Origin of the sequence: Cryobacterium sp. Y29 (assembly GCF_002929825.1) — a bacterium.
Lineage (GTDB): Bacteria > Actinomycetota > Actinomycetes > Actinomycetales > Microbacteriaceae > Cryobacterium.
On record NZ_PJJN01000023.1, the window covers coordinates 1 to 26,326 of the forward strand.

Annotated in this window: 20 protein-coding genes and 1 pseudogene; 9 read left to right on the top strand and 12 right to left on the bottom strand. The window is 66.2% G+C overall.

Going from position 1 to position 26,326, the window contains the following annotated elements:
* The coding region (locus CXY74_RS18285) for a M23 family metallopeptidase (protein WP_104198787.1) at positions 1 to 1,288 on the top strand (1,288 nt) is incomplete at its 5' end.
* Positions 1,289 to 1,359: 71 nt separating this feature from the next.
* Here the strand turns inward: CXY74_RS18285 and CXY74_RS01460 are convergent.
* Positions 1,360 to 4,647, bottom strand: a complete 3,288-nt coding sequence (locus tag CXY74_RS01460) for an efflux RND transporter permease subunit (RefSeq protein ID WP_104198842.1) — start codon at positions 4,645 to 4,647, stop codon at positions 1,360 to 1,362.
* Between the two features lie 52 nt (positions 4,648 to 4,699).
* Between CXY74_RS01460 and CXY74_RS01465 the strand changes: the two genes are divergently transcribed.
* Positions 4,700 to 5,314, top strand: coding sequence for a YitT family protein (locus CXY74_RS01465; RefSeq protein WP_233193112.1), 615 nt, complete (start codon positions 4,700 to 4,702; stop codon positions 5,312 to 5,314).
* A gap of 113 nt (positions 5,315 to 5,427) precedes the next feature.
* Here the strand turns inward: CXY74_RS01465 and CXY74_RS01470 are convergent, their stop codons facing one another.
* Positions 5,428 to 6,594, bottom strand: a complete 1,167-nt coding sequence (locus CXY74_RS01470; protein ID WP_104198789.1) for a M20/M25/M40 family metallo-hydrolase — start codon at positions 6,592 to 6,594, stop codon at positions 5,428 to 5,430.
* Between the two features lie 141 nt (positions 6,595 to 6,735).
* Between CXY74_RS01470 and CXY74_RS01475 the strand changes: the two genes are divergently transcribed.
* The 4 genes and pseudogenes from CXY74_RS01475 to CXY74_RS01490 all read left to right on the top strand — a co-directional run bounded on the left by CXY74_RS01475 (position 6,736) and on the right by CXY74_RS01490 (position 11,667).
* Positions 6,736 to 7,530, top strand: coding sequence for a CPBP family intramembrane glutamic endopeptidase (locus CXY74_RS01475; protein WP_104198790.1), 795 nt, complete (start codon positions 6,736 to 6,738; stop codon positions 7,528 to 7,530).
* 88 nt (positions 7,531 to 7,618) lie between these two features.
* Positions 7,619 to 8,587 carry a DUF4097 family beta strand repeat-containing protein gene (locus tag CXY74_RS01480; protein WP_233193114.1) on the top strand — a complete coding sequence of 323 codons (969 nt, stop codon included), beginning with the start codon at positions 7,619 to 7,621 and terminating at the stop codon, positions 8,585 to 8,587.
* Positions 8,584 to 8,994 (top strand): annotated as a pseudogene (locus tag CXY74_RS01485) (PadR family transcriptional regulator); the annotation flags it as partial. The gene CXY74_RS01480 and the pseudogene CXY74_RS01485, both read left to right, overlap by 4 nt.
* 531 nt (positions 8,995 to 9,525) lie before the next feature.
* Positions 9,526 to 11,667 carry an APC family permease gene (locus tag CXY74_RS01490; RefSeq protein ID WP_104198791.1) on the top strand — a complete coding sequence of 714 codons (2,142 nt, stop codon included), beginning with the start codon at positions 9,526 to 9,528 and terminating at the stop codon, positions 11,665 to 11,667.
* Positions 11,668 to 11,703: 36 nt separating this feature from the next.
* On the opposite strand, the gene CXY74_RS01495 is transcribed toward CXY74_RS01490, so the two are convergent.
* The gene (locus tag CXY74_RS01495) at positions 11,704 to 12,789 is read right to left on the bottom strand and encodes an NAD(P)-binding domain-containing protein (protein ID WP_104198792.1); all 1,086 of its coding nucleotides are present in this window, start codon (positions 12,787 to 12,789) and stop codon (positions 11,704 to 11,706) included.
* A gap of 152 nt (positions 12,790 to 12,941) precedes the next feature.
* Here CXY74_RS01495 and CXY74_RS01500 point away from each other — a divergent pair, with 152 nt between their 5' ends.
* Entirely contained in the window at positions 12,942 to 13,235 is a 294-nt protein-coding gene (locus CXY74_RS01500; RefSeq protein WP_104198793.1) for a DUF3073 domain-containing protein, read from the top strand.
* A 121-nt stretch (positions 13,236 to 13,356) separates the two neighbouring features.
* Here the strand turns inward: CXY74_RS01500 and purM are convergent, their stop codons facing one another.
* The 3 genes from purM to CXY74_RS01515 are packed head-to-tail and all read right to left on the bottom strand — an operon-like array spanning position 13,357 to position 16,526.
* Positions 13,357 to 14,478 carry a phosphoribosylformylglycinamidine cyclo-ligase gene (gene purM, locus CXY74_RS01505; protein WP_104198794.1) on the bottom strand — a complete coding sequence of 374 codons (1,122 nt, stop codon included), beginning with the start codon at positions 14,476 to 14,478 and terminating at the stop codon, positions 13,357 to 13,359.
* Positions 14,475 to 16,064 (bottom strand): amidophosphoribosyltransferase, encoded by a 1,590-nt coding sequence (gene purF / locus CXY74_RS01510; protein WP_104198795.1) that lies wholly within the window; start codon positions 16,062 to 16,064, stop codon positions 14,475 to 14,477. The genes purM and purF overlap by 4 nt, the downstream gene beginning before the upstream one ends.
* A gap of 12 nt (positions 16,065 to 16,076) precedes the next feature.
* Positions 16,077 to 16,526: a hypothetical protein gene (locus tag CXY74_RS01515; protein ID WP_104198796.1), complete on the bottom strand. Its 450-nt coding sequence runs from the start codon at positions 16,524 to 16,526 to the stop codon at positions 16,077 to 16,079.
* Positions 16,527 to 16,564: 38 nt separating this feature from the next.
* Here CXY74_RS01515 and CXY74_RS01520 point away from each other — a divergent pair, with 38 nt between their 5' ends.
* Positions 16,565 to 17,482, top strand: a complete 918-nt coding sequence (locus CXY74_RS01520) for a ribokinase (RefSeq protein WP_104198797.1) — start codon at positions 16,565 to 16,567, stop codon at positions 17,480 to 17,482.
* Positions 17,483 to 17,518: 36 nt separating this feature from the next.
* Here CXY74_RS01520 and CXY74_RS01525 read toward each other — a convergent pair whose 3' ends face one another.
* The 3 genes from CXY74_RS01525 to CXY74_RS01535 form a co-directional block, all read right to left on the bottom strand.
* Positions 17,519 to 17,920 (bottom strand): hypothetical protein, encoded by a 402-nt coding sequence (locus CXY74_RS01525; RefSeq protein ID WP_146070012.1) that lies wholly within the window; start codon positions 17,918 to 17,920, stop codon positions 17,519 to 17,521.
* Positions 17,921 to 17,946: 26 nt separating this feature from the next.
* Positions 17,947 to 19,854 (bottom strand): HNH endonuclease signature motif containing protein, encoded by a 1,908-nt coding sequence (locus CXY74_RS01530; protein ID WP_104198799.1) that lies wholly within the window; start codon positions 19,852 to 19,854, stop codon positions 17,947 to 17,949.
* Between the two features lie 464 nt (positions 19,855 to 20,318).
* Positions 20,319 to 20,696 carry a sterol carrier family protein gene (locus tag CXY74_RS01535; protein ID WP_104198800.1) on the bottom strand — a complete coding sequence of 126 codons (378 nt, stop codon included), beginning with the start codon at positions 20,694 to 20,696 and terminating at the stop codon, positions 20,319 to 20,321.
* Between the two features lie 52 nt (positions 20,697 to 20,748).
* Here CXY74_RS01535 and purD point away from each other — a divergent pair, with 52 nt between their 5' ends.
* Positions 20,749 to 22,014 carry a phosphoribosylamine--glycine ligase gene (purD, locus tag CXY74_RS01540; protein WP_104198801.1) on the top strand — a complete coding sequence of 422 codons (1,266 nt, stop codon included), beginning with the start codon at positions 20,749 to 20,751 and terminating at the stop codon, positions 22,012 to 22,014.
* A 57-nt stretch (positions 22,015 to 22,071) separates the two neighbouring features.
* Here the strand turns inward: purD and CXY74_RS01545 are convergent, their stop codons facing one another.
* The 3 genes from CXY74_RS01545 to CXY74_RS01555 are packed head-to-tail and all read right to left on the bottom strand — an operon-like array spanning position 22,072 to position 26,213.
* Entirely contained in the window at positions 22,072 to 23,598 is a 1,527-nt protein-coding gene (locus tag CXY74_RS01545; RefSeq protein ID WP_233193115.1) for an acetyl-CoA carboxylase carboxyltransferase subunit alpha/beta, read from the bottom strand.
* A gap of 2 nt (positions 23,599 to 23,600) precedes the next feature.
* Positions 23,601 to 24,809 (bottom strand): CaiB/BaiF CoA-transferase family protein, encoded by a 1,209-nt coding sequence (locus tag CXY74_RS01550; RefSeq protein ID WP_104198802.1) that lies wholly within the window; start codon positions 24,807 to 24,809, stop codon positions 23,601 to 23,603.
* Between the two features lie 36 nt (positions 24,810 to 24,845).
* Complete coding sequence (locus CXY74_RS01555; protein ID WP_104198803.1) at positions 24,846 to 26,213, bottom strand: SLC13 family permease; 1,368 nt, start codon at positions 26,211 to 26,213, stop codon at positions 24,846 to 24,848.
* Positions 26,214 to 26,326 lie beyond the last annotated feature (113 nt).

Consider the following 26,326-nt stretch of genomic DNA (forward strand, 5'->3'; position numbering starts at 1 on the left):
CCCAACCCCCACCGCAACCCCGCCGCCCACTGCGGAACCCGCGCCGGAACCGACTGACGGTCCCATCCCGCCGGTAGCTGCACCCTCGCAACCAACCCCCGGACCGACGGCCGATCCGATTCCGGTGGCACCCACCGATTCCGTGGCGGCGTCAAGTCAAGCAGACGCTGCGGCATCCGCTCTCGTGACGGCCACCGCCCGGGCGACTGCTGCACGAGCGCGCGCCGAACAGCGTGCCGCGGCCGCGCAGGTCGCAATCCAGCGCGCTTCCGCCCAGAAACTCAGCGTGGAGCGGGCCGCAGCGTTGACGACGGCCCTCACCCACTCGCAAACCACGCAAGCCGCGCTCGACACCGCTCGCGGCGACCTGGCAGCAACGCAAGCACGTCAGACGAGCGCGCAGGGCCGCGCAACTCTCGTTCACCAACTCGCCGTTGAGGCCTCGCAGCAAGCAAGCGTCTCTGCCCAAAGCTTCGCCGTAATCGCACGCAGGCTCGCCCAGCAACGAAACGGTGCCGGAATCGCCGACGTGTTTCTCGGCGGGCACTCGCTCGGCAACGTGCTCGACCAGCTCAGCACGCTCGACCAGCTGAACTACCTGGCCGACAACATCGACACGGTCCAGGCCACCGCCGAAGCTGACCAGGCGCGAGCAGTCAAGCTCAGCCAGCAGGACGCCGAGACGCGCGCTGCTGCCAGCTCAGTGCCGGTCGATGCGAGCCAGGCGACCTTCGACGCGGCCTCGAGCGACTTCGAGGCGGCCGGTCTGGCGCTCGCCTCCGCAGCATCGCAGGCATCGAACGCCGCCGCGACCCTGGCGGCTCTCAATGTGCGCCCGATCATTCGCACCGACCTCGGCCAGCTCAGCGAGCAGGGTTGGGCCAACCCCGTGCATGGTGCCATAACGGATGGCTACGGGCCACGCCTGCTTCGTCCGATCCCCGGAGTTGGCACGTTCCACTACGGCACCGATGTTGGGGCGAGCTGTCGGGCACCCGTTTTTGCAGCCACATCGGGAATCGTGCGGGCAGCGGGCTCCGTGGGAAGTTACGGCAATTGGATTCTGATCGACCATGGGGAGGGTGTGCAGACGGGCTACGCCCACCTCGCCAGCGGTGAAACCCTGGTCGCTGCCGGTGATCCGGTCACCGCCGGCCAGCAGATTGGCAGCGTTGGGAGCACCGGTCTGTCTACCGGCTGCCATTCCCACGTCGAGGTGCGGGTCGACGGCGTGCGCATCGACCCGCAACTATTCTTTCTGAACCGCGGCGTCGTTCTCGGCCGGTGAGGACCGGCGCATCCGCCCGAACGTGCAGGGCCGGAACAGGCCGCGCGGGACGGGGTTTGATTCAGCTGAATTCAGGCGGTCTGACGCATAGCGCGGCGTTCTCGTGCGCCCTCGACCAGTAGATAGAGCACCGGAAGCACGATCAGGGTCAACACAGTCGAGGAGACGAGCCCGCCGATGACCACGAGGGCGAGCGGCTGCGAGATGAATCCGCCATGGCCGGTGAGGCCGATCGCCATCGGCACCAGGGCGAAGATGGTGGCGAGCGCCGTCATCAGAATGGGCCGCAGCCTACGGCTCGCTCCGGCGACCAGGGCGTCAAATACCGCCAGGCCGCGCCGCCGGTACTGGTTGACCAGGTCGACCAGCACGATGGCGTTGGTCACCACGATCCCGATCAGCATGAGCACCCCGATCAGGGATGGCACGCCCAGCGGAATACCCGTTACAACCTGGAGCGCGATCGCCCCGGTCGCCGCGAACGGCACCGACACGAGCAGCAGCAGCGGTTGCAACAGCGACCGGAACGTTGCCACCATCACGATGTAGACGATGAGGATGGCAACCAGCATCGCCACTCCGAGCTGCTGAAATGCCTCGGCCTGATCGGCGCTGACCCCGCCGAGCGTCGCGGTCGCTCCGGTCGGCAACTTCGTGTCAATGAGCATCTGGCTCAGCTGCGCGTTCGCCGTGCCCAGATCATCGCTCGCGGGAGTCGCCGAGACGGTCGCCGTGCGCAGCCCCTTCGTCGTCGTGAGAGTGCTCGGTCCCTCGACCTGTTCAACGGTGGCGAGGGTATCGAGGGCGACCGATCCGGCGCGGGTCGGGATCGGCACGGCTGCGAGATCAGCGGCTGTCGTCGGCGGCGACTGCGCCGACAGGTACACGGTTAGGTTGGTCTCGTCGATCACAATCGATCCAATGGAACTCGGCTGCATGGCCTGCGACACGAGCGTGCCGAGAGCGAATTCGCTCAACCCGGCAGCAGCCGCAGCCTTCCGGTCGACCGTGACGGCCAGGTACGGCAGCGAGGAGGCGAGAGTGTTCGCGCTCTCCCTGATCGCCCCGAGTTCTTGCACTGCGCTGAGAATCGTCGTCGTCGCGGTCTGAAGGTCGGCATCCGTTGCGGCCGTGATATCGACGGCGATGTCGGAGGAGGCCCCGAATCCGCTTGCTGCAGCCACCGAGATCTCGCCCACGTCCCCCAGTGCCGCCAGTGCTGTGCGCGCGTGGTTTTGCACCGCATCGGAGTCGGCACCGTCGGCTGTGGTGATCGAATAGGTCACGGCGCTCGAGCTGGGCGCACCGCCGCGAAACGCGCTCGCTGCGCTTCCGCCGCCGATCGACAGCTGCACGATGTCGATACCGTCGAGGCCCTGCAGCGCGGTCTCGACCGAAGCGGATGCGGCATCCTGCGCGGCCAAGCTGCTGCCCACTGGCAGCGTTTGCGTCACCCGAAAGGTGTTCTGCCCGGTTGATCCGAGAAAGTTCACCTTCATGAACGGCACGAGCGCGGCCGTTCCGCCGAGCACGAGAACCGCCAGCAGCAGCGTCGCGACGGCATGCTTGAGCGTGAATCGAATGACCGGCAGGTACCCCTGCTGCAGCCGTCCCGGGTTCTCGCCGGCCTCGGCCGCCTCCGTCAGCCCGGTCGAAGCGGATGCCGCTGCGGCGTGCCGCGAGCGGGCGCCGTTCGCCGGAGCGGGCGCGTGAGCCACCGCAGCCGCACCGGCACCGAGCACGCCGTCAGTGGCCAGGCCAGCAGGAGCCAGGCCGGCGGGGGCTGCCTCCTGCGGCACGATTCCGGGTGCCAGGTCGGTGGGGCGCTCGCCATCGACAGCCACCAGAGATTTCGGCGCCCGCAAAAACCAGAACGCGAGCACGGGAACGATGGTCAGTGACACGAGCAGCGAGGCGAGCAGGGCGATCGTCACGGTGAGCGCGAATGGGCGAAATAATTCCCCGGTCGATCCGCCAACGAAGGAGATCGGCAGGAACACCGTGACCGTGGTGACCGTCGACGCGGTGATAGCCCCCGCCACTTCGCGCACCGCGAAGACGATCGTGGCGGCGCGGTCGGCGCCGGCAACAAGGTGCCGTTTGATGTTTTCGATGACCACGATCGAGTCGTCAACGACCCGGCCGATGGCGATCGTGAGTGCTCCGAGGGTGAGGATATTGAGCGAATAACCGACGCCCTGTAAGCCGATGAAGGTGATCAGCACCGAGGTCGGAATCGAGATGGCCGTGACAAGGGTGGCGCGCACCGAAAGCAGAAACAGCAGAATCACGATTACCGCGAAGCCGAGACCGAGCAGACCTTCCTGGGTGAGCGCGTCTATCGACTGCTGGATGAACGGCGCCTGGTCGAACACGACCGTGAACGTGGCCGGCGCGACGGCCGCCTCGAGCTGCGGCAGGATCGCACGCACCGCCCTGGACACGTCGACCGTGTTCGCGGCGGGCACCTTGGTGACGGCGATAGTGAGGGCCGGTTTGCCGTTTACCCGGGAAATGCTGGTGATCGGGTTTTCCACCAGGGCGACCGTCGCGACGTCGCCGATGGTTGTGGAGGCGGCATCCGCTGCGGCACCGACGCCGGCACCGGTGAAACCGGCCGAGCTGGCCACGAGCGGGAGCGCGACGATGTCCTCGACCGAGCCGAGTTTGCTGCCGGCCTGCACCGACAGTGTCGTGTCACCCTCGGTGATGGCGCCGGCCGGAACCAGCGACCCGTTCTGCTGGAGCGCATCCCGGAGGTTTTGCGTGCTCCATCCGCGCGCGGCGAGCTCATCGACATTGGGCGTGATCGTGACGCGGCGGCCGATATCGCCGACCAGGGCGGCGTCGCGCACGCCGGCCACGTCCCGAATGTCACCGAGCACGCTGCGCTTCAACTGGTCAGCGAGCGCCACGGTGTCACTCGAGGCGACTGCGAGCGAGATCACCGGAAAGTCATCGATACTCCCGCTGATCACCTGCGGGTCGACGTCGGCCGGCAGCACGCTCTTAATGCGGTTGATGGCCTGGTCGATGCGGGATTCGGCCTTGACCAGGTCGGTGCCGTAGGTGAAGGTGGCGCTCACCAGCGACGAGTTGGTGTTGCTCGTCGTCGATGTCGTTTCGAGGCCGACGAGGCCCTGGATGGCGGTCTCGATCGGGGTTGAAACGTCGTCGTTGACGACCTGCGGCGACGCCCCCGGGTAGCTGGTCGACACGAGCAGCTGCGGAAGCTGCAGGGACGGAATGAGCTCTTGCTTGAGGCCGGTCAGGGCCAGGCTGCCGAACACGGCCGCCACAATGGTGATGAGGGCGATCAGTGCCCGGTTCTTCATGCTCACTACCGCGAGAAAATGCACCCGCTCAGTATGCCAGTACACACAGTGCGCCCGACCTTTAGACTGAATCCTCGTGACTCGTCGACTGATCCAACTGCTGATTGGCCTTTTTCTCTACGGAATCGGCATTGCACTGATTGTGCGCGCTGGTATCGGCGTGGCCCCCTGGGATGTGCTCACCCAGGGGATCGACAATCACACGCAGCTCGGCTTCGGGCTGATCACGATTCTGCTGAGCGGGGTCGTGCTGGTGCTGTGGATTCCGATTCGGCAAAAGCCCGGCGCCGGAACGCTGCTGAACGCCGTGCTTGTGGGGCCTGCAGCCGATGTCGGCCTGTGGCTGATTCCTGCCGACCTCGACCTTTGGGCGCGCATCGTGCTGTTCGCTGTTGGCCTCCTGACCGTGGCTGTCGCCACCGGCCTCTACATCGGGGCGCACTTCGGCCCCGGCCCACGCGATGGCCTGATGACCGGCCTGCACAAGCGCACCGGCTGGAAGATCTGGATCGTGCGTACCGGCATCGAGGTGATCGTGCTCGGCATCGGCTGGGCTCTCGGAGGCAACGTGGGAATCGGCACCGCACTGTTCGCCGTGCTGATCGGTCCCCTCTGCCAGCGCACGATCCCACTCTTCGCCATCAAACGTGCGGTCCGCGCGGCCGATCCCGCCCGCGCCGCGACCGCCTAACAGGGCGCCGAACGGGGCGGCTAAGGGGGCGCCGACGTGTGCGCGAAAGGTAACGGTCGACGGAGGACACCATCACGTCGCGCACACACTCCGTCTTCTCTGGGTCACGCGGATCAGCCGGCTGTGAGCCCGCAGAACTCGGTGATCGTGCCCTCGAGAATATCGGCGAGCGCCCGCACCGATTGCGCGTCAGCCCACTCGATGTCGGCGTGCAAACCTTCGCCGTCGGCGCCGAAAACGACGCAGGGAATGCCTGCTTCAAGGATGAGTCCCGCGTCGGTCCAGAACGGTTCGCCACGCGTGACCGCTGGGTGCCCGAGTACCCGCTGCGCATTGGCCGTCAGCGCCCGCACGATTGGCCACTGCGGCTCGGCCTCAAAGGCAGCGCGGGCCACCAGTCTGGTCAGCGCGAACTGGAACTCCGGTTCTTCCACGGTCAACGCGGTCAAGAGTGCGAGCAATTCGGTCTCGACGCTCTGGGGTGACTGACCGGGCAGCATCCGTCGTTCGACGGTGAGGACGCAGCGAGCCGCGACCGTGGCCGCGTCGTCGCCGCCGGCAATCTGCGACACCCGCACGGCGCCGTGGCCGAGCGTGGCATGTGCCGGGGCCGCGTTGAGCCGTTGCTGCAGGCCGTCGAGGGCGCGTAATACGAGGCCGGCATGCCAGATGGCGTCGACGCCGAGCTCGGGCTGTGAGCCGTGCGCGGCGAGGCCGGTCAGCTCGAGTTCAAACCAGGCGAAGCCGCGGTGCGCTGTGGTGAGTTCGAGGCTGCTCGGTTCGACCACCAGGGCGGCGTCGGCCCGAAAGCTGCGCAGCACCTCCTCGGTGCCGAGGCTGCCGAATTCTTCGTCGGCGACCAACGTCACGATCACGTCCCCGGCTAACTCACCAGCGGATGCCCGCACCGCCGCCACGAGGATGGCCGCGACCCCGCTCTTGGTATCGACGGCCCCGCGCCCGTGTACTCGGCCGTCCCGGAGATCGCCGCTGAACGGATCGACCGCGCCGGGAGCGACGCCGACCGTATCGAGGTGGGCGTTGAGCATGAGTGAGCGGCCGTTGCCGGTGCCGTGCTTCACGCCGACGACCGACGGGCGCCCGGGGGTCTGCTCCAGCACCGTGACATCGAAACCCTGCTGCCGCAGCCACTCACTGCACCAGATCGCGATCTCGCCCTCCCCCGCGGCTCCCGGCACGAGGTCGGGATTGACCGAATCGATGCGTACGAGCTGCTGTAAAATCGTGACGGGGTCGCTCGCAGGGGGTAGATGGGTCATCCCTAAAATCTAGGCCCTCCCGGGAGCGCCAAAGAATCGTTGGTACTGGCGTGCTGAAGCATCCCGTCACCCGCATCGCGGGGCCACGTAAGTGTTTGCCCGCTTTCGCGGAATTGGGCGCTGCCCTCGGTACCATGCAGCATGGGCAAAACGGCGCGGTGGGGGCTGGTTCCGGCGGCGCTGGTGAGCGCATCCGCTGTGCTGCTCTTCGCGTTGCGGATGCCGCTACCCGGCTATGCAACGCTGGCCGCGGCGCTCCTGCTCGCGTTTCTCATCGACCGGGCTTTGTTTCGCGACCTGTTGCTGCTTGCCATTGGCCTTGGCATCATCAGCTCGATCTCGGTCGCGGCGAACATCAGCTACCCCAACATCGCGCTCATGGGCACGGTACTGAGCCTGTCGGTGCTCGTGCCGTACCTACTCTCGCGCTACTACTTTCGGGAACACGCGATTCGGTTTCCGATTCGCACCGGGCAGCGCTGGACCAGGCTCGAACGGGCCTACCTGCCGCTCGTGGTGCTGCTCGGGTATCTCATTCTTCCAAGTTATTTCATCGGAAGCGGCGCGTACCAGAACTGGCCAGCGGTGACTGCGCCCGATGAGATCGCCCGGCTGTTCGTGGGCGTGGGTTTTGTGGGTATCTGGGATGAACTGTTCTTCATCTGCATCGCGTTCGCCCTGCTGCGGCGGCATTTCCCCGACTGGCAGGCGAATATTCTGCAGGCCGTGATCTTCTCGTCGTTCCTGTGGGAGCTCGGCTACCAGTCGTGGGGTCCGCTGCTGACCGTGCCGTTCGCGCTGCTGCAGGGTTACACCTTCGCCCGCACCCGATCGCTGACCTATGTTGTCTGTGTGCACCTGCTCTTCGACCTGGTGGTGTTCCTCGTGCTCGTGCACGCTCACAATCGCGACTGGCTGGCCATTTTTCTGTACTGACGCTCTTGTACCTCTCAGGAACGCGCTATATCGTGTCTTTCACAACACGCGATATAGCGCGAGTTTATATTTGTGAAAGGACAACCCAGTGTCACTGGAAAAACGGCTGGTCGCCCCCGGGCAGACCAAGATTATCGACGTCGAACTGGTGCGTAAACTCAAGGTTGGCCTTATCGGCGGGACGGTCGACATCATCGGCCATGACGAGCCCGGCGCGCGCATCGAAGTGCACGGCGTCACCGGGAAAGACTTGAAGATCTCGATGGACGGCGACCGCCTCGAGATCGACCACCCCCAGCTGCGCTGGGATAACTTCATCGAGGTGTTCGCATCATTTCGCGGCACCGCACGCGCCGAGGTGAGCCTCTCCGTTCCCCGCGACGTCGCGCTTCGCTTCGGAGTCGTCACGGCCGATGCCCTCGTCTCAGGCCTGCGCAACGACGCCAAGCTCAGCACCGTCTCCGGCGATATTGTCATCGACGACGTGCAGGGCGACCTCGACCTCAACGCGGTGAACGGAGAAATCTCGGTGCGCAATCACGTCGGAGCGCTTTCCGTGCACACCGTATCGGGCGATATCACGGCGAGCGGCAGCATCCGTCAATTCACGCTCGACGGGGTCTCGAGCAACGTGTTCCTCGACCTGGCCGGCTCGCCGGACCAGATCGTGACGAACACGGTCAGCGGCAACTTCACCGTGCGACTCGAACCCCGTGTTGCCGCGCGCTACCACCTCAACACCCTCTCCGGCACACTCCAGCTCGACGACCACACCGTGCGCACCGCTTTCGGCAAGGGCTACGAGGGCTCCACCGGCGCCCTCGACGGCAGCTGGCTCGACGTGCGTTCCAACTCCGTGTCTGGCGACATCTCGGTCGTGCGCAGCGAGACCGTCGGCGCCGAACCAACCGGTACGGCATCGACCGGTACGGCATCGACCGGTACGGCATCGACCGGTACGGCATCGACTGGTACGGCATCGACCAGCGCAGCATCAACGAGCGCAGCGGATGCCGCACCGCCAGCCTCCCCCGATACCCGGCAGGACCCGGCATGAGCGCCATGTTCGCCCACGGCAGTCTGCGCCTCTACCTGCTGAGTCTGCTCGCCGAGCGGCCCCGACACGGCTATGAGCTGATCCAGGCACTGAGCGACCGGTTCGGCGGAACGTACAGCCCGAGCGCCGGCACGATCTATCCGCGGCTGGCCAAGTTCGAAGAGGAAGGACTCGTCACCAAGCAGACCGACGGCCGCAAGACCGTCTACGAGATCACCGATGCCGGCCGCGCCGAACTGCTCGCCCGCGACGGAGAACTCGGAGCGATCGAAGACGAGGTGACCGACTCTGTGCGGCGCCTCGCCGACCAGGTGCGCACCGGCGTCAACTCCGCCATGAAAACCCTGCGCGCCGACCTCGCCTCGGCCGCGCGGGAGGCCCGCGATGCCACCAAGGCCGACCCGCGCGGCTACGACGGCACAGCCGGTTCGTGGGATCCAGCGGGCTCGTCGACCTGGGAGCAACCCCGCCCGACGCCGACAGCCGCCGAAGAACCGCCGCCCGACACCTCGAGTGCCGACGCATCAGCTACCGACGCATCAGCTACCCCCGCATCGGCTACCCCCGCATCGGCTACCGAGACCTCGACTCACGACGCATCGAGTGCTTCGGCATCGACTGCGCGCCACGACTCCACGCGCGCCCTGCGCGAGGCCGACATGGTTCTGAATGAGTTTCGGCAGCAGCTGCGCGCCGACCTGCGCACGCAGGCCTACCGGTCGACCCTGCCGCCCGACACCGTGTCGTCACTCCGCCGAAAGCTCGCCGACGTGCGCGCCAGCATCCTCGCCACCCTGCACCCGTAGCCCGGCACGGCCTGGTCGTAAGGCCGGTAATTTTCGCGACACGCCGTTTCTTTAGGCCGCGAAGAACAGCGTGTCGAAATTTTGCCGGGTGTACATCGGCCGATCGATTTGACACGGAACCGGGTAGGTGTAATGTCTACCCTCGTGACACCCGAGGCGAATGCCCCCGTACCAGAGAACCGATCACCCAAGCGGTGGATCATCGGCGATCCGCTCCCCACCGAGCATTTGGACGGCCAACTGCTGCCCAAACACCTCGCCCTGCCTATCTTTGCGAGCGACCCGCTGTCGAGCGTGGCGTACGCGCCGCAAGAACTCCTCATGATCCTGACCCTCGGTGGGCTCGCATTCCTGAGCTTCGCGCCGTGGGTCGCCGCGGTCGTCGTCGTGCTGCTCGTCGTTGTCGTCGCGTCCTACCGCCAGCTGATCAAGGCGTACCCATCAGGCGGCGGCGACTACGAGGTCGCCCACAAGAATCTGGGTGAGAAAGCCGGTTTGGTCGTCGCATCCGCCCTGCTGGTCGACTACGTCATGACCGTGGTCGTGTCGGTCGCGAGCGGCGTGGACAACATCATCTCGGCAATACCCGCGCTGGCCCCCTTGCGCGTCGAACTCGCCGTCGTGTTCATCATCCTGCTCGCGGCAGCCAACCTGCGCGGCGTTCGGGAGTCGAGCAAGGCCTTCGCCGTGCCGACCTACCTGTTCATCGGCAGCGTGTTGCTCATGATCATCGTCGGCCTGGTTCGCGCACTGCTCGGCGATGCACCGGTGGCCGAGTCCGCTGGCTATGACGTGCAGGGCGAGAACCTCGCGCAGGCCGCTTTCATCTTGCTGCTGCTGCGCTCCTTCGCGAGCGGATGCTCCGCTCTGACGGGCGTGGAAGCGATCGCCAATGGGGTGCCAGCGTTCAAACACCCCAAGGTCAAAAACGCCCAGCGCACGCTCACCCTCATGGGCGGCATCGCCATCGTACTGTTCGTCGGGCTGACCACCCTCGCCCTCATCTCCCAGGTGCACTACGCAGAACGTGCCTGCGACCTGATCGGCTGGGCCGAGTGCGCCACAGCTCCGCAGCGCAGCCTGATCGCGCAGGTCGCCGCGGCAACGTTCGGCGACTACTCCATCATGTTCTTCGTGCTGCAGGCAGCCACAGCGGCCGTGCTCTTGCTCGCTGCGAACACGGCTTTCAACGGCTTCCCACTGCTCGGATCGGTGCTTGCCCGCGACTCCTACGCACCCAAGTCGCTGAGCACCCGCGGCGACCGGCTCATCTACTCCAACGGTGTCGTTCTACTGGCCCTGGCCGCCGTGGCGATCATGGTCGTCTACCAGGCCAACCTCACCGTGCTGATCCAGCTCTATATCATCGGCGTGTTCGTGTCGTTCACGCTCGGCCAGACCGGCATGGTGCGACACTGGCTGAAACTGCTGGGGAAGAATCCGCCGAACCGGGCCTCGATCATTCTGAGTTTGTCGATCAACGGTTTTGGCGCGGCACTGACCGGCGTCGTGCTCATCGTCGTCACCGTGACAAAATTCACGCACGGCGCGTGGCTGGTGTTCGTGATGATGCCGGTGCTGTTCTTTCTCATGATGGGCGTCAACCGCTATTACCGCGATGTCGCGAAGGAGATCGAAGTCGACCCGATCACGACCTTCGGCTCGCAGGGCGATCATGCAATCGTGCTCGTGGGCAAAATGCAGAAGCCCGTTCTGAAGGCCCTCGATTACGCCATCGCGGCGCGGCATGTCAGCTTAGAAGCGGTGCATGTCTCCATTGACACCGCCGAGACCAAGGAACTCAAACGTGCCTGGGTCAAGCAGAATATCCAGGTGCCGTTGCGCATCGTCGCCTCGCCTTACCGCGACATCAGCTGGCCACTGATCAACTACATCAAGGAGCGTCGCCAGGATCACGGTTCCGAGGTCATCACCGTGTACACACCGATCTACATCGTCGGGCACTGGTGGGAAGGCCTGCTGCACAACCACAAGGCGCGCCGGCTGCGTCAGAAGCTCATGCTGGTGCACGGTGTCACGATTGCCCTCGTGCCGTGGCTGCTCGACTCCTCCGAGCTCATCTACGGCCGCCGCTCCCGCCCGATCCCCGGTCAGGACCGTCGCGGCGAGCCCGTGCGCTCCCGGCCGGTGTCGCGCCGGCCGCTCGCTCCACCCACGGGATCGGCCGAGACCGCGACGAAGTCGAGCCCGATCGTCGGAACCGTTCCGTCGCAGTCGCGACCGTCGACATCCCGTCGCCGCAAGCGCAAGTAGCAGCGTCACCGCTTCAGCAGCGCGGTGGGCGTCGGGCTACAACCTGGCCATGATTTGCCGGGCGATGATGCGACCGGCCCGGTTGGCGCCGACGGTACTCGCCTGCGGGCCGTAACCGGCGAAGAAGATGCGCGGGTCAGTCCAGGACGCACCGGAAGTAACCGAGACGCCACCGGCCTTCTCACGCAACTTGAGCGGGGCCAGGTGTCGCAGCTCCGGGCGAAAACCGGATGCCCAAACGATCGCGTCGGCCTCGGTGAAGGTTCCATCACTCCACCGCACGCCGGTCGGCTCAATGCTCGAAAACATCGGACGAGCCACGAGCAGGCCCCGGTCGATGCCGGCCGCGATGCGGCGCGTGACCGGCACACCGGCACCGCTGACAATGCTCGGGAGGGCTTTGCCAGCCCGGGCCGCGCGATCCTGCGACATCACGGCCGCCACAGCGGTCACCTCCGCAAGCTCGTCGGTGTGACTGAAATCGATCGGACGACGTGCGACCCAGGTCAACTCGCTCGCCACCCCTTCGAGCTCGAGCAGGAAACCGATCGCCGAGGTACCGCCGCCGACGACGATCACCCGCTGACCCTCGAATTCCTCGCTCGAGACGTAGGTCGCCGTGTGCACCTGCGTACCCTCAAAGGTGCTCGCTCCGGGGTAGTGCGGCACGAACGGCGCGCCCCAGGTGCCGGTCGCGTTGACGATCATGCGTGCGTCGGTTTTCTGGTCACCGAACACCGGGGAACTCGTGGCCACGACCAGGTTCGACTGCATCGGAACCACGCTGGTCACGCTCACCGGCCGCACCACGTTCAGCTCGAAGTGCCGCTCGTAGTCGCGGTAGTAGTCGCTGACGACGTCGCGGGCTGGCACGGTGTGGTCGGCCGTGTCAAAGCTCAGGCCGAGTTCTTTCATGCCGGGAAGATCGTTGACACGGTGTGCCGACCCGAGCTGCAGGGCCTGCCAGCGGTGCTGCCAGGCGCCGCCGGTGCTCGGGCCCCGGTCGAAGATAATGAAATCGCGGCCGGCCACCAGCTCAAACCGACGCAGGTAGAAGCCAACGGACAGCCCGGCCTGGCCGGCGCCGATGATGACGATGGGCACGCTGACGTTGCCCGTCATGTCACCCCATTCCTACGGATTAGCCGTGCGAACGGCGTCCGCGGGACACAAGGCCCATCATGCTAAACTAAACTCTAGTTTTTACACATTCCGTTCGGCAAATCCCGAGGGTCTCGCGACCTGCTCGGCCAGGCATCGTAAGGGGGTCACGCATGGGGCGCGGCCGTCAAAAAGCAAAGCACACCAAGGTAGCTCGGGAGTTGAAGTACTTCAGCCCGGATACCAACTACAACGCGCTCGAACGCGAGCTGACCGGGCATCCATCCGATCCTCGCCTCGACGAAGACCTCGCCAAGTGGCCCGAGTACGAAGCGGACAAGGCCAAGAGTGCGGCCGGTGACGGCGCCACGGATTCGTCGCATTCCACGGACGACGACGACGATCCCAACGACGATGACCGTTACGTGGACCACTACGCGCCCGAAGACGAGCAGAAGCGCGCCTAGTCCGCAACGGCGGGCGGCGACACCCGTTTGCCTCTAGCGCGCTGCATTAAGTACGGTCGGCGTCTCATTCCGCGCCGCCCGTGCTGCCGAAAGCGGTCGCGCCCTCGGCGGTTGAGCTGCGCTAGTTCGCGTAAGTCCCGACGAGGCGCACTGCGCCGCCGTTGACGCCCTTGGCACCCTGCTCGAACCCGGTTAGGTCGTGCGCAGCGCGCGAGACGCGGCCGGTGACCCAGGCGGGAATTCCGCTCGTAGCCAGGCGGGCGATGACGGATGAGGCAGATGCCGCATCCACGACGGCGAACATACCCACTCCGAGGTTCCAGGTTCCCTCCGCGCTTTCCAGCGTGGACCCGGCCATGTCGCCAAGCACCCGAAACACCGGTGCCGGCGACCAGGTGGACCGGTCCACCTCGACCCACGACCCGACGGGTAACACTCGGGCGAGGTTTGCAGCGATGCCGCCGCCGGTGACGTGGCTGAGCGAGTGGATGGCGCCGGCCAGCGCGGGCTCATCGAGCACGTCGAGCAGGGGGCCGGTGTACAGTCGGGTCGGCTCCAGTAGGACCTCGCCGACCATGCCGCCCAGTTCAGCCGACATGTCGGTGTAGCCGATGCCGCGTTGCGCCAGGATGTGGCGCACGAGCGAGTAGCCGTTGGAATGCAGGCCACTGGAGGCCAGCGCGATGACCACGTCACCGGAGAGCACCTTCTCGGCGCCGAGCACCTGGTCGGCCTCGACCACGCCGGTGGCCGCGCCGGCCACGTCGTAGTCCTCCGGGCCGAGCAGACCGGGATGTTCGGCGGTTTCACCACCGACGAGAGCGGTTCCGGTCTCGGAGCAGGCGCGGGCGATGCCGGCCACAATCGTGGCGATGCGCTCGGGCACAACCTTGCCGCAGGCGATGTAGTCGGTCATGAACAGCGGGCGGGCACCGACGACGATGATGTCGTCGACGACCATGCCGACCAGGTCTTGGCCGATGGTGTCGTGCTTGTCGATCGCCTGGGCGATGGCGACCTTAGTGCCGACACCATCCGTCGATGTGGCCAGCAGTGGCTGCCGAAATTTGGTGAGGAACGAGACGTCGAACAAGCCAGCGAAGCCGCCGACACCGCCCCAGACCTCGGGGCCGTGGGTCTTGGAGACGGCCGACTTCATAAGCTCAACGGCAAGGTCACCGGCCCGGGTATCGACTCCGGCTGCTGCATAGCTCGCGTTGGTCGAAGTGCTGGAGTTGCTCATTCTGGTCTTCCCGGGTCACCGAACGGTACTTGGCCCAATCGCGCAAGGGCTTCTTCTTTACGAACGGAGGGCGCCATCACGGCTTCCAGCTCCGAATCCGGGCCGGGGTCGCATCCGTTGGAGACGGCAGGCCGCTCCAGCAGATTCTTGCCGAGGTGCTGCGCTTCCGGCAATGCGATCGGGTAGATGCCCGTGAAGCAGGCCGTGCAGAGGCGTTCGCGCGGCTGTTCGGTGGCTTCGATCATGCCATCTTCGGAGAGGTATCCGAGGCTATCGGCGCCGATCGACTGGCGCACTTCGTCAATCTCGAGACCGGTCGCGACGAGTTCAGCTCGGCTGGCGAAGTCGATTCCGTAGAAGCACGGCCAGGTGATCGGCGGGCTCGAGATGCGCACGTGCACCTCGGCGGCGCCGGCCTCGCGCAGCATGCTCACGAGAGCGCGTTGCGTGTTGCCGCGCACGATCGAGTCATCGACCACGATGAGTCGTTTGCCCTTGATGACGTTCTTGAGCGGGTTCAACTTCAAGCGGATACCGCGCTGTCGGATGGTTTGCGACGGCGCGATGAAGGTGCGACCGACGTATGAGTTCTTGACCAGGCCCTGGCCGAACGGAATGCGCGACGCCTGCGCGTAGCCGATAGCCGCCGGGGTACCGGATTCCGGAGTGGGAATAACGAGGTCGGCCTCGACCGGGTGCTCGGCGGCGAGCCGGCGCCCCATCTCGACCCGGGCCTCGTGCACGCCGCGACCCGCAATGGTGGTGTCGGGGCGGGCGAGGTAGACGTATTCGAAGACGCAGCCCTTGGGCTCGGCCTTCGCGAATCGTTGTGTGCGCAGCCCGTTCTCGTCGATGGTGATGAGCTCACCCGGCTCGACCTCGCGCACGAAGCTGGCACCGACGATGTCGAGGGCTGCGGTCTCAGAGGCGACGACCCAGCCGCGTTCGAGGCGTCCGAGCACCAGTGGCCGCACGCCCTGCGGGTCGCGGGCCGCATAGAGCGTCGTTTCGTCCATGAACACGAGGCAGTAGGCGCCGCGGAGGCGCGGCAACACTTCTAGCGCAGTGGCTTCGAGGGTGTGATCGAGATCGCCGGTGAGCAGGGCGGTGATCACTGCGGTGTCGGTGGTGTTACCGCGGGCGAGTTCGCCATCAACCTGCGGATACCGTTCGCGCACGAGCTGCAGCAGCTCGGCGGTGTTGGTGAGGTTGCCGTTGTGGCCGAGGGCCACCGTTCCGCTCGAGGTGCGGCCGAGGGTCGGCTGGGCGTTCTGCCAACTCGATGAACCCGTCGTGGAATACCGGGTGTGCCCGACGGCGATGTGCCCGAGCAGGGTACTCAGCGAGGCCTCGTTGAAGACCTGCGAGACGAGTCCCATGTCTTTGTAGATGAGGATCTTGCTGCCGTCGCTCGTCGCGATTCCAGCCGATTCCTGACCTCGATGTTGCAGCGCATACAGCCCGAAGTAGCTGAGTTTGGCTACCTCTTCGCCGGGAGCCCAGACACCGAAGACGCCGCACGCGTCTTGCGGGCCCTTTTCGCCTGGAAGAAGATCGTGATTTAACAGTCCGTCGCCACCAGGCAAGCCGCAGCCTCTTTACTTCTCGTTGAACGCTTGGAAATCATCGTTGGGAGTGCCGGAGCCAGGCTCAGCGGTACGCAGTTCGTTGGTACGTGCTTCGTTCGCCCCCAGTCTATCGGCGACGACGGACACGTGCGCTCGACCGATGATCCGGTCGATGATGAGGGCCACGACCGCGCCCAGCGTCGTGCCGACGGCGAGACCGCCGAGCAGCAGGAAACCGAAAATTTGCACCCGGTCGTACTCGTTGTTCTCGGGAAAGGAGATCGTGAGGATAAGGGCGAGCAGTACGCCGACGATGGCGCCGAGCAGCATGAAATTGCGGTACCGCGGCGCCCGATGCACGGTCACGGTCGTGTCCCCGAGTACGGTCTCACTCGCTGTCGCACTGTCGGTCGCACTGTCGGTCGCACTGTCGGCGACGGTGTCGTTCGACGGGTCTTGGGGCTGCTCGGTGGAACTCACCCACGTATTGTCCCATGGACAGATGGGAGACTGACTCTATGAACACGATTGCGGTACTCGGAAGCGCCAATATGGATCTCGTCGTGCGCCAGGCGCGCCTCCCCCTGCCCGGTGAGACGATCTTCGGGGCCGGTTTCAGCACGGTCCCGGGCGGCAAGGGACTGAATCAGGCGGTTGCCGCCGCTCGACTCGGCGCGGACGTGACCTTTCTGGGAGCGGTGGGAGCGGATGCCTATGGAACCGAGCTGCGCGCGCTGCTGGAGAGCGAGGGCATCCGTTCTACCGAACTCGCCACAGCGGATGCCCCCACCGGAACCGCCCACATCTCCGTCGTGGACAGCGGCGAGAATTCCATCGTCGTGGTGTCGGGCGCCAACGCCACCGTCACCACCCTGAGTGTGGAGCAGCGCGCGGTCGTTGCCGATTCGTCGTTTCTAGTCATGCAGTGCGAGCTGCCGACCCGGGTACTGGTCGAGGGACTCGCGCTCGCTCGCTCGGCCGGTCTGTTCACGGTGCTGACCCCAGCGCCGGTGGTGCCGCTGCCGCCCGGCTTTCTCGCCTCGGTCGACCTCGTCGTGCCCAACCAGGGTGAAGCCGCCGAACTCACCGGGGAGAGCGACCCGGTTCGTGCGGCGGAGGTGCTCAGCGCCGGCGGCACCTGGGCGATCGTGACCCTGGGTTCGGAAGGATCGGTCGTGGCCTTCGACGGCGAAGCCCTGGGCCTCGCCCCGGCTCGCCCGGTGACAGCGATCGATACCACCGCGGCGGGCGATACCTTCGTCGGCGCCCTCGTGGCGCGCCTGGCGGTGGGTTACGTGCGCGGCACCGCTGTCACGCCCGATCAGATGATCGAGGGCGTGCGCTACGCCACGGTCGCGTCCTCGATCGCGGTGACCCGAGTCGGGGCCACCACCTCGATGCCCGCCCAAGCCGAGGTTGACGCAATCCTCCGCTAGCGCTCGAGCGCACAACAAAGACCCGATTGGGTAGCTCTACCGGGCTCTTTTCGCGCTCTCCCAACCCGGTTCAGGGGCGGGTGCGCACCGCGCGAACGCTGACCCTGCGATTGCCGTAGCGGCTACGGCACCGAGCAGGATCAGGGTCAGGGTCAGGGTCAGGGTCAGGGTCAGGGTCAGGGCAATCGCCCGGATACTGATCGGCACCAGCTCCTCGACGCCGGTCACTTTGCCTACGACACCGACGTCGTCGGCGGGTGCGGCATGCGGGGTCACGGCAGCAGAATCCGGTGCGAGGGATTCTGCATCGACGTCATGCCGAAGGCCGCCCATCCCGAACGTGTCTTCCACCTGAACAAACGAGGCTTCTACCCCTGCCACGCGTGCGTCGAGGTCAGAGCCTCGGAACGTGGTCCGTGACGGCGGTGCGAGCTTCATATGCCTGCACTAGCGAAGCGAGGGTGTCACTTGTCCCAGGTGGGTTTTTCGACGGAAGCGGCCGCGCGGTTTTGGCCGGCGGGGCGCCAGGTTTGGGTGGGGTCGAAGACGAGCGGGCCGCGGATCCAGGGTCGGCCGTCTCGCATGTCGATGTCCCAGCCGGAGGTCTCGATGCTGGCATGGCCTGCGTTACACAGCAGCACCGCATTGTCGACATCGGTGCGGCCACCCTCGCGCCACGGTTTCAGGTGGTGTACCTGGGTGAGCTGGGGTGGCACGGTGCAGCCGGGGATGACGCAGCCGCCGTCCCGAGCAGCCAACGCTCGGCGTTGCTGGGCGGTGAAGAATCGGTTACTGGCGCCGAGGTGCAGGATCTTACCGTTGTGGCCGAACAGCACCGGTTGATACCCGCCGGCGCAGATCAATTCGTTGACCTGGGTGGTGGTGAGCGGTCCGTCGATGCCGTCGATCCAGCCGGCGCCGCGGCCAGCGAGGAGGTCGTTGATGTTGATGTGCACAAGCACGGTGGGGGCCGCGCCGCCCATGGTCGGGGCGCCTGGATGCCGTGCGGCGGCTTCAAACACTGCGCGGAGAATGCCAGCCTGTTTTTCGCTGCGCGAGCGGGTGTCGTCGGGTTGCTGCGGGCACGGACCGTGCACGTCTGAACTGAGCAGGTCGGGACTGAGCGGGTCGGGACTGAGCGGGTCGGGACTGAGCGGGTCGGGCGGGTCGCTGCCGAGCGTGTCGCCAGCCTCGCCGGCCTCGGGGAGTTTGCGCGTTCCGCTGTCCTCGGCGGGTTCGCCGGCCACGACGACCTCGACGCTCGTTTCCGAAGCTGGCTTGTCGTTGCTTTCGGCTTGACGAAACGCGACCCGGGCACGCGGAGTGGTGTCGAAGACTCGGGTCGTGCCGAACGCCGGGGTCGCGGTGTTTTCGGCTCCGGGAACCGGGTTCGCCGCCGCGGCGGAGAGGAAAGCGTCGAAGACGTTGCTGACAATGGCTCGATCGAGGGTGGTGAACCAGCCGTTTAGGCTGTAGCCGCCGTTGCTGAGGTTGCCGAAGGTAAGCCAGCTGCGCCGCTCGGGCGGGGTCTCACCGGGCGCAGTGCCGTCGGGGGCGAGGCGGGCCTTCCACTGGATGCCCTGCTGCCGCAGCAACTCCGGCGCGAACGCGATACCGGCACCGGGAAGCCCCTCGGTTTCGGGGGTGATCGCGCCGGAGCCGCTCGCGACCAAGGAGCGTTCCACCCGGTCGAGATCCGCCACCAGGACGGAGGATCGCAGGCCGTCGAGCACCGACACGATCACGCGCGCCTGCTCCAGCCCGAGTTTCCCACACTGCAGTGCTTCACCGAGAACGGGGTAGGTGGGGGTGAGGGGGCGGCCGAGGAGCATCCGCTGGCCGACTTTCTCGCCGAGCGCGGACCGCTGGCGAACCTCGGTTCGGGACAGCCGGGCGAGAGTGCAGATCAGGTCCACGCCGCTGCGGCAGCCGAGGCGACGGGCCAGCGTCGGCGCAGCCAGAGCCCCCGCCGCGCCCGCCGCCGCCGGGCTCTCCAGCACGGCGCTCCCTGTTATCGCAGAATCCTCATCAGCACTCGTAGTATTTGCCTGAGCAGTAGATGCCTGAGCAGTAGATGCCTGAGTAGTAGAGACCTGAGTAGTAGATGCCTGAGCAGCGGCGCTTTGGGCCGCGGCAGCATCGAAATACACGGACCGGCGCAACACATCCGTGGTGGAAAGCACCCGGGCTCCGTCGACCACCCGGCCCACACTCTCCAGCGCGAGCAGCACGGTCAGCGATTCTTCATCACCGAGCAGCCCGAACGACACCCCACGCAACGCCGTCAATAGAATCTCCCGAGCCTGCTCCACCGCCACAATCACGGGGTGTGAACTGAACTCACTCGGGTTTTCCATGAACATGGGCGCCATTGCCTCCTGCACACCATTCTACCGCGAATCGAACACAAACGCGAGAGAACCTCAGAAGTATTGCAATTGATAAATTGGCACGATCGACGCGAATTCGCGATGACAGCGGTCAATTCTGCAAAGTATTAGCGGGGTACTCCCTGGTGATTCACCGCCGCGGCGGTCTAGGTTTTATCGAAGAAATAAACGATTCTTCATCAGAAATGAGCCCCGAACAATTCCGTCTGCCCCACGGCCCGACGCAGCCAATTCTCCGCCGCCGATGAACGACCGCGGCGGTCATCGGCGCTGAGTTGGCTCGTGGTCTTCCTGTACCCCGACGACCCTGCACACCGACGACCCTGCACACCGACGACCCTGCACCCCGACGACTGTGCACCGCCTTCCGCCCGCGCCTCGCCGGTACCAGTGACTCGCCGGTACCAGTGACTCAACGCAAACCTCCGAGCATCGAAACTCAACTTTCAGGGGAGGGGCAGCACCGGCACATGCCCGATCAGGGTCGCCCGGGACCCGGACGCGTGGATGGCGCCGCTCGCCAGGCCGTCCGCCCAGGGCAGGGCGCCGGTGGCGAGCGCGAGCCAGGTGGCGGCATCCGTCTCGATGACGTTGGGCGGTGTACCGCGGGTGTGACGCGGGCCGGCGACACACTGCACGGCGCCGAACGGCGGCACGCGCACCTCGAGGGTGTTGCCCTCAGCCTGCTCGGCCAGCAGTTGCAGGGTGTAGCGCACGGCTTGCGCCCGGATGTCTCGGCTCGCGCTGGTACCCGCAGCGACCGCCGTGAGAGCCGCCCGCACAGCCGCCCGGCCGGCTCCGTCGTCGATGCGCGCTCGTGCCATGCTTCCAGTCTGCCCGATCCGCCGGGCCCGGGGCATCGGGTAGCCTGAAACGGTGAAAATTCTGGTCCTTGGTTCCGGTGCCCGCGAGCACGCCATCATCACCGCGCTGCTTCGTGAGCAGCCGCGACCGAGCGTCGAATGCGCCCCCGGCAACGCCGGTATCGCGGCCGAAGTTGCGGTCGTAGCGCTCGACCCCAACGACCCGGTCGCCGTCGCCGACTATGCCGTGTTGAACAGCATCGAACTCGTCGTCATCGGTCCGGAGGCCCCGCTCGTGGCCGGCGTCGCCGACGCCCTGCGCACTCGCGGTATCGCCGTATTCGGGCCCGACCGGGCCGCCGCTGCCCTCGAGGGCAGCAAGACCTTCGCCAAACGCATCATGGATGAGGCCGGGGTCCCTACCGGCCGCGCCGTGCGCGCCGGCACCCTGGCCGAAACCAGCGCTGCGCTCGACGAGTTTGGAGCGCCCTACGTGGTCAAAGCCGACGGCCTCGCCGCCGGCAAGGGCGTGCTGGTCACATCGGATCGCGCCGCAGCTCTCGCCCACGCCACCTTCTGGCTCGAACACGGCAGCGTGCTCATCGAAGAGTTCCTCGACGGCCAGGAGATCTCGCTGTTTCTGCTCAGCGACGGCCACAGCGTCTTACCGCTCTCGCCCGCCCAGGACTACAAACGCGCCCTCGACCATGACGCCGGCCCGAACACCGGCGGCATGGGCGCGTACTCGCCGCTGCCTTGGCTCGACGCCCGGTTCGGGAGCGAGAACGAGTTCGTCGACGAGATCATCGAGACGGTTGCGTTGCCGACGATACGCCAGCTCGCCGCCGAGGGCACCCCGTTCGTCGGGTTGCTCTACTGCGGACTTATTTTGACGGATGCCGGCATCCGTGTCATTGAATTCAACGCGCGCTTCGGAGACCCCGAGACGCAGGTCGTGCTGCCGCGCCTGCTCACGCCGCTGTCTGGCCTGCTGCTGGCCGCCGCGACCGGCACACTCGGCACACTACCCCGGCCGGAGTTCTCCGCCGATGTGGCCGTGACCGTGGTCGTCGCGAGCGAAAATTACCCAGAAACCCCGCTGGTCGGGCGCGAGATCACCGGATTGGACGCCGCGCTGCGGGTGCCCGGCGTCACGATCGCACACGCCGCGACGGCGACTCAGGGTGACACGATCGTGTCCACCGGCGGCCGAGTGCTCAGCGTCGTCGCCGTGGGCGCCTCATTCCTCGAGGCCCGCGCGCGCGCCTACGAGGCGCTCGGGCAGGTGTCGCTCGAAGGCTCACACTATCGAACAGACATCGCCGCCCGCGTCGCCTGACTGACACCCCGACACCGCGCTGACGGGCGATGTCGGGGCCATCGCCCGTCAGCGGGCTCAGGTGCGTCGGCCCATGGCCCGAAACTTCGACACCCGTCGCGGCAGCAGCTCGTCGACCGGCACGCTTGCGAGCGTGGACAGCTCGTACTCGATGGCCGCCGCCATCCGCTGGCAGAACGCCCGTCCTTCCTCGGCTGCATTCGGGCGCTCGTCGACGATATGGTCGACGATCCCGTTGGCAAAGAGCGACGCGACGTCTACCCCCTGTGCTTCCGACATGGCCGGGGCAAATTCCGTCGTTCGGTGCACGATGGCGCTCGCGCCCTCGGGCGGCAGCGGGGACAGCCAGGAATGCTGCGCAGCAATGGTGCGGTCGGCCGGTAACAGCGCGAGTGCCCCACCGCCAGCCCCCTGGCCGAGCAAGACCGACACACTGGCCGACCGCAGGCCGATGAGCTCATGCAGGGAACGAGCGATTTCACCGGCCATCCCACCCTCCTCGGACTCCTGCGACAGGGCGGCCCCGGCCGTATCGATCACGGTGAGCAGCGGCAGCCCGAGTTCCTCGGCGAGGCGCATACCCCGGCGGGCCTCGCGTAGCGACCCCGGACCCATCGTGGTGTCGCGTGACGGCCGCGGGCGAACGTGACCCAGAACAATGCAGCTCTGCTGCCCGAAGCGCGCCAGAGCAAGCATGAGCCCCGGGTCGTTCTCGCCCTCGCCCGTGCCGTTGAGCGGCAGCACGTCGTGGGCGCCGTAGGCGAGCAGCTGGCGCAGGTCGGGCCGGCGCGGGTTTCGCGAGATTTGGATGGATGCCCACGCGCCAACGGGAGCGGGCCGCACCTGCAGGCTCTCCGGGGCCGCCACCGGGGTGGTCGCCTTGCCGGTGAGGATGGTGAGCGCCCGGTCAACGATTTCCGGCAGCTGCTCAGGCGGCACGACGGCGTCGATCAGACCGTGGTTGAACAGGTTTTCGGCGACCTGCACGTTCTCCGGAAACTTTTTTCCGTAGAGCGCTTCATAGACCCGCGGGCCCAGGAACCCGAGCAGCGCGCCCGGCTCCGCCACCGTGACGTGCCCGAGCGATCCCCACGATGCCATGACCCCGCCCGTGGTGGGGTGCCGCAGGTAGACGAGATACGGATGCCCCGCCTGCCGGTGCGCCCGCACGGCGGCGGTGATCTTCACCATGGAGAGAAAGGCGAGCGTGCCCTCCTGCATGCGGGTACCGCCGGAGGCCGGCCCGGCCAGTACTGGCAGCCCCTCGCGAGTGGCGCGTTCGATCGCGTCGACGATACGGTCCGCGGCCGAGAGCCCGATGGAGCCGGCCAGGAACGCGAACTCGCTCACCACGATCACTACCCGGTGCCCGCGGATCAGGCCCTCGCCCGTCAGCACGGATTCGTCGGTGCCGCTCTTCTCCCGAGCCTTCATTAGAGCAAGCCGGTACGCCTCGTCCGGGTCGGGATCGACCACGGGCTGGTCCCAGCTCGAAAACGATCCGTCGTCGAGTACCACCCCAATAAGTTCGGCGGCGCTGAGGTGACGGGTTTTCGGTTCGGTCAACGCCTTGTCATTCGGCACGGTTAGATCCCTTCCACTGCGCGATTGAGCCAGTCACGTATTTCGCTGCCGTGCTGGTTGAGCACCGGTGGAGCAGAGTGCGTGGTGTTGGTCGTCTCGGCGGTGTCGGCGGGGCTGAAGAACCGCAGCGGCGGGCCCGGGAGGCTGATTTTGCCGAGCACGTCATGCTCGACGTCGATCAGCAGTCCCTGCGACAGTGCCTGGTCCCACTGATAGACCTCATCCAGCGAGCGCACCTTTCCGGCCGGAATCCCGGCCTCACCGAGCTTGTGAAGCAGCGGCGCCGCGTCGAAATGGGCGAAGGCATCCGTTATCGCCGCCTTGAGGCTCTCCCGGTTGCGCACGCGATGGGCGTTGGTGGCCCACTCGGCCCGGGCAGGATCGAAGCCGAACTCGGCCGCGAAGGTGGCCCAGAGCTTCTCACTGCCGATGCTGATCTGCACGCTGCCGTCGCGGCACGCGAACAGGCCGTAGGGTGCGATTGACGGATGGTGGTTGCCCTGAGCCTCAGGCACCTCGCCCGCCACGGTGGCGCGGGTGCCCTGAAAGGCGTGCACTCCCACGAGTGCGGCCAAAAGCGAGGTGCGAACGATCTGCCCCTCCCCCGTGCGCTCGCGCTGCAGTAAGGCTGCGAGGAGCCCGAAGGCGCCGTACATTCCCGAGAGCAGATCGGCGATCGGTACCCCCACCCGCTGCGGGTCGTCTGGGCCGGATCCGGTGAGCGACATGAGGCCGGCCTCGCCCTGCAGAATCTGGTCGTAGCCGCTACGGCTCGACTCGGGGCCGTCGTGGCCGAAACCGGTGATCGAGAGGATCACGAGCGACGGGTTGAGCTCGTGCATCGCCTCGGGCGAGAATCCGAGGCGGTCCAGAACGCCGGGGCGGAAGTTCTCGACCACCACGTCGGCGCGCAGCAGCAGGTCGCGCAGCACAGCGTGGCCGTCGTCACTCTTCAGGTCGAGGGCGATTGACTCCTTGTTGCGGTTGCAGGAGAGGAAGTAGGTGGATTGCAGGTTGTCGTCGGGGCCGACGAACGGCGGACCCCAGCCCCGGGTATCGTCTCCCATTCCAGGATTTTCCACCTTGATGACGCGTGCCCCGAGGTCGGCGAGCATCATGCTCGCGTGCGGCCCGGCGAGGGCACGACTCAGGTCGACGACCAGATAGCCCTCGAGTGGACCTCGCGCTCGGGTCTGAGTGTCCGTGCTCATATTCAGTCCTCTCTCGATCTGCGGTGTGTGGTGTGTCTACAGCCAGCCGGGCAGGACCAGCACCGCCCAGGCGATGGCGGGGCCGGCCACCACGACGATGCCGCTGTAGGCCAGGATCTGCTTGTAGAAGCGATCTTTGTCGACGTCGTCGGGGGCGTTGGCCAGCACGAGAGCGCCGTTCGTAGAGAACGGCGACACGTCCACGATGGTCGATGCCACGGCGAGGGCGCAGATCACGCCGATCGCCCCGATTTCGCCGCTGGCCAGGAACGGTACGGCGAGGGGAATGAGGGCTGCCAGGATGGCGGTCGAAGAGGCGAAGGCCGAGACGATGGCACCGATATAGCAAATCAGCAGCGCCGCCAGCAGGGGCATACCCAGGTTGGCTACGGCATCCGACACGTATGCGATGGTGCCGGCCTCTTCGAGCACGCCCACGAAGGTGAGCATGCCGCAGATGAGCAGTACGGTCGACCAGCTGATCTTGTTGACGGCACCCTTCTGCGCCGCGGGCGAGACCAGAGCGAGGATGACGGCGATGGTGATGGCCACGAAACCGACATCGACCTTGAAACCGAGTGCGATGACGGCCAGGGCGATGAGGCCGGCCACGGTGATCAACTGAGGAATGCGTTCCGCACGGGTCGATGTCTGCTGTGCGCCGTCACCGGCGGGGTCGCGCGGGCCGTAGATGCCGGAGCCGAAGCCCTTGAATGCCACGTCGCCACCGGCCCGAGCACCCACGCTGACCGCCATCCGAGCCTCGGCGGCCTGCTCCACGAAGTGTCCGACCCGGCTCGAGAGGAGCCCGCGGCCACCGAGCACGATGAACAATACGACGGCGATCAGGAAGTTGAAGATGAGGCTCGACAGGAATACCGCCGTGGGGCTCGCGTCGAGCCCCGTGGTCGAGATGAGGCTGTTGACGATCACGCCGTAGACGGCGATAGGCGAGAATCCACCGCCCTGTGCTCCGTGAATCACCATCATGCCCATGAGCAGGGGGCTGATCTTGTACTTGCGGGCGAAGCCGAGCGCGATCGGTGCCACGATGGCCACCGCGGCCGGGGACAGTGCACCAACGGCGGTGATCACAGCCGTGATGATGAACATGATCCAGGGGATCAGAGCTACCCGTCCCCCGACAAGTCGAACCGATCCGCGCACGAGCAGGTCGATCGTGCCGTTGCCCTGCGCGATCGCAAAGAGGTACGTGACCCCCACGAGCGTCAGGAAGAGCCCGCCGGGAAAATTGGCGAGGATGTCAGCGGTCTCCATGCCGAGGAAGACTGTGCCGAGCAGGAAAGCACCGACGAAAGCCAACGCCCCCATATTGACGGGAAGTAGCGTGGCGGTCAGAAACATCACCGCCAGGATGATGATCGAGATGATGGGAGCGGACATCCTTGTTCCTCCATGATTCAAGCGAATGTGGGCTATTGGCTCACTGGACTAGCCTCCTAGATAGTAGGTGACTTTGTCAACGCCCGTGTACCCTAGGGTCACACTTCGATGCG

Coding starts and splice junctions, on each gene's coding strand:
- CXY74_RS01470 (WP_104198789.1), bottom strand. CDS start 6,594: ATGACCCATCTACCCCCTGCGAGCGACCCCGTCACGATTTTACAGCAG.
- CXY74_RS01475 (WP_104198790.1), top strand. CDS start 6,736: ATGGGCAAAACGGCGCGGTGGGGGCTGGTTCCGGCGGCGCTGGTGAGC.
- CXY74_RS01490 (WP_104198791.1), top strand. CDS start 9,526: ATGTCTACCCTCGTGACACCCGAGGCGAATGCCCCCGTACCAGAGAAC.
- CXY74_RS01495 (WP_104198792.1), bottom strand. CDS start 12,789: ATGACGGGCAACGTCAGCGTGCCCATCGTCATCATCGGCGCCGGCCAG.
- CXY74_RS01500 (WP_104198793.1), top strand. CDS start 12,942: ATGGGGCGCGGCCGTCAAAAAGCAAAGCACACCAAGGTAGCTCGGGAG.
- purM (WP_104198794.1), bottom strand. CDS start 14,478: ATGAGCAACTCCAGCACTTCGACCAACGCGAGCTATGCAGCAGCCGGA.
- CXY74_RS01520 (WP_104198797.1), top strand. CDS start 16,565: ATGAACACGATTGCGGTACTCGGAAGCGCCAATATGGATCTCGTCGTG.
- CXY74_RS01525 (WP_146070012.1), bottom strand. CDS start 17,920: ATGAAGCTCGCACCGCCGTCACGGACCACGTTCCGAGGCTCTGACCTC.
- CXY74_RS01530 (WP_104198799.1), bottom strand. CDS start 19,854: ATGGCGCCCATGTTCATGGAAAACCCGAGTGAGTTCAGTTCACACCCC.
- CXY74_RS01535 (WP_104198800.1), bottom strand. CDS start 20,696: ATGGCACGAGCGCGCATCGACGACGGAGCCGGCCGGGCGGCTGTGCGG.
- CXY74_RS01550 (WP_104198802.1), bottom strand. CDS start 24,809: ATGAGCACGGACACTCAGACCCGAGCGCGAGGTCCACTCGAGGGCTAT.
- CXY74_RS01555 (WP_104198803.1), bottom strand. CDS start 26,213: ATGTCCGCTCCCATCATCTCGATCATCATCCTGGCGGTGATGTTTCTG.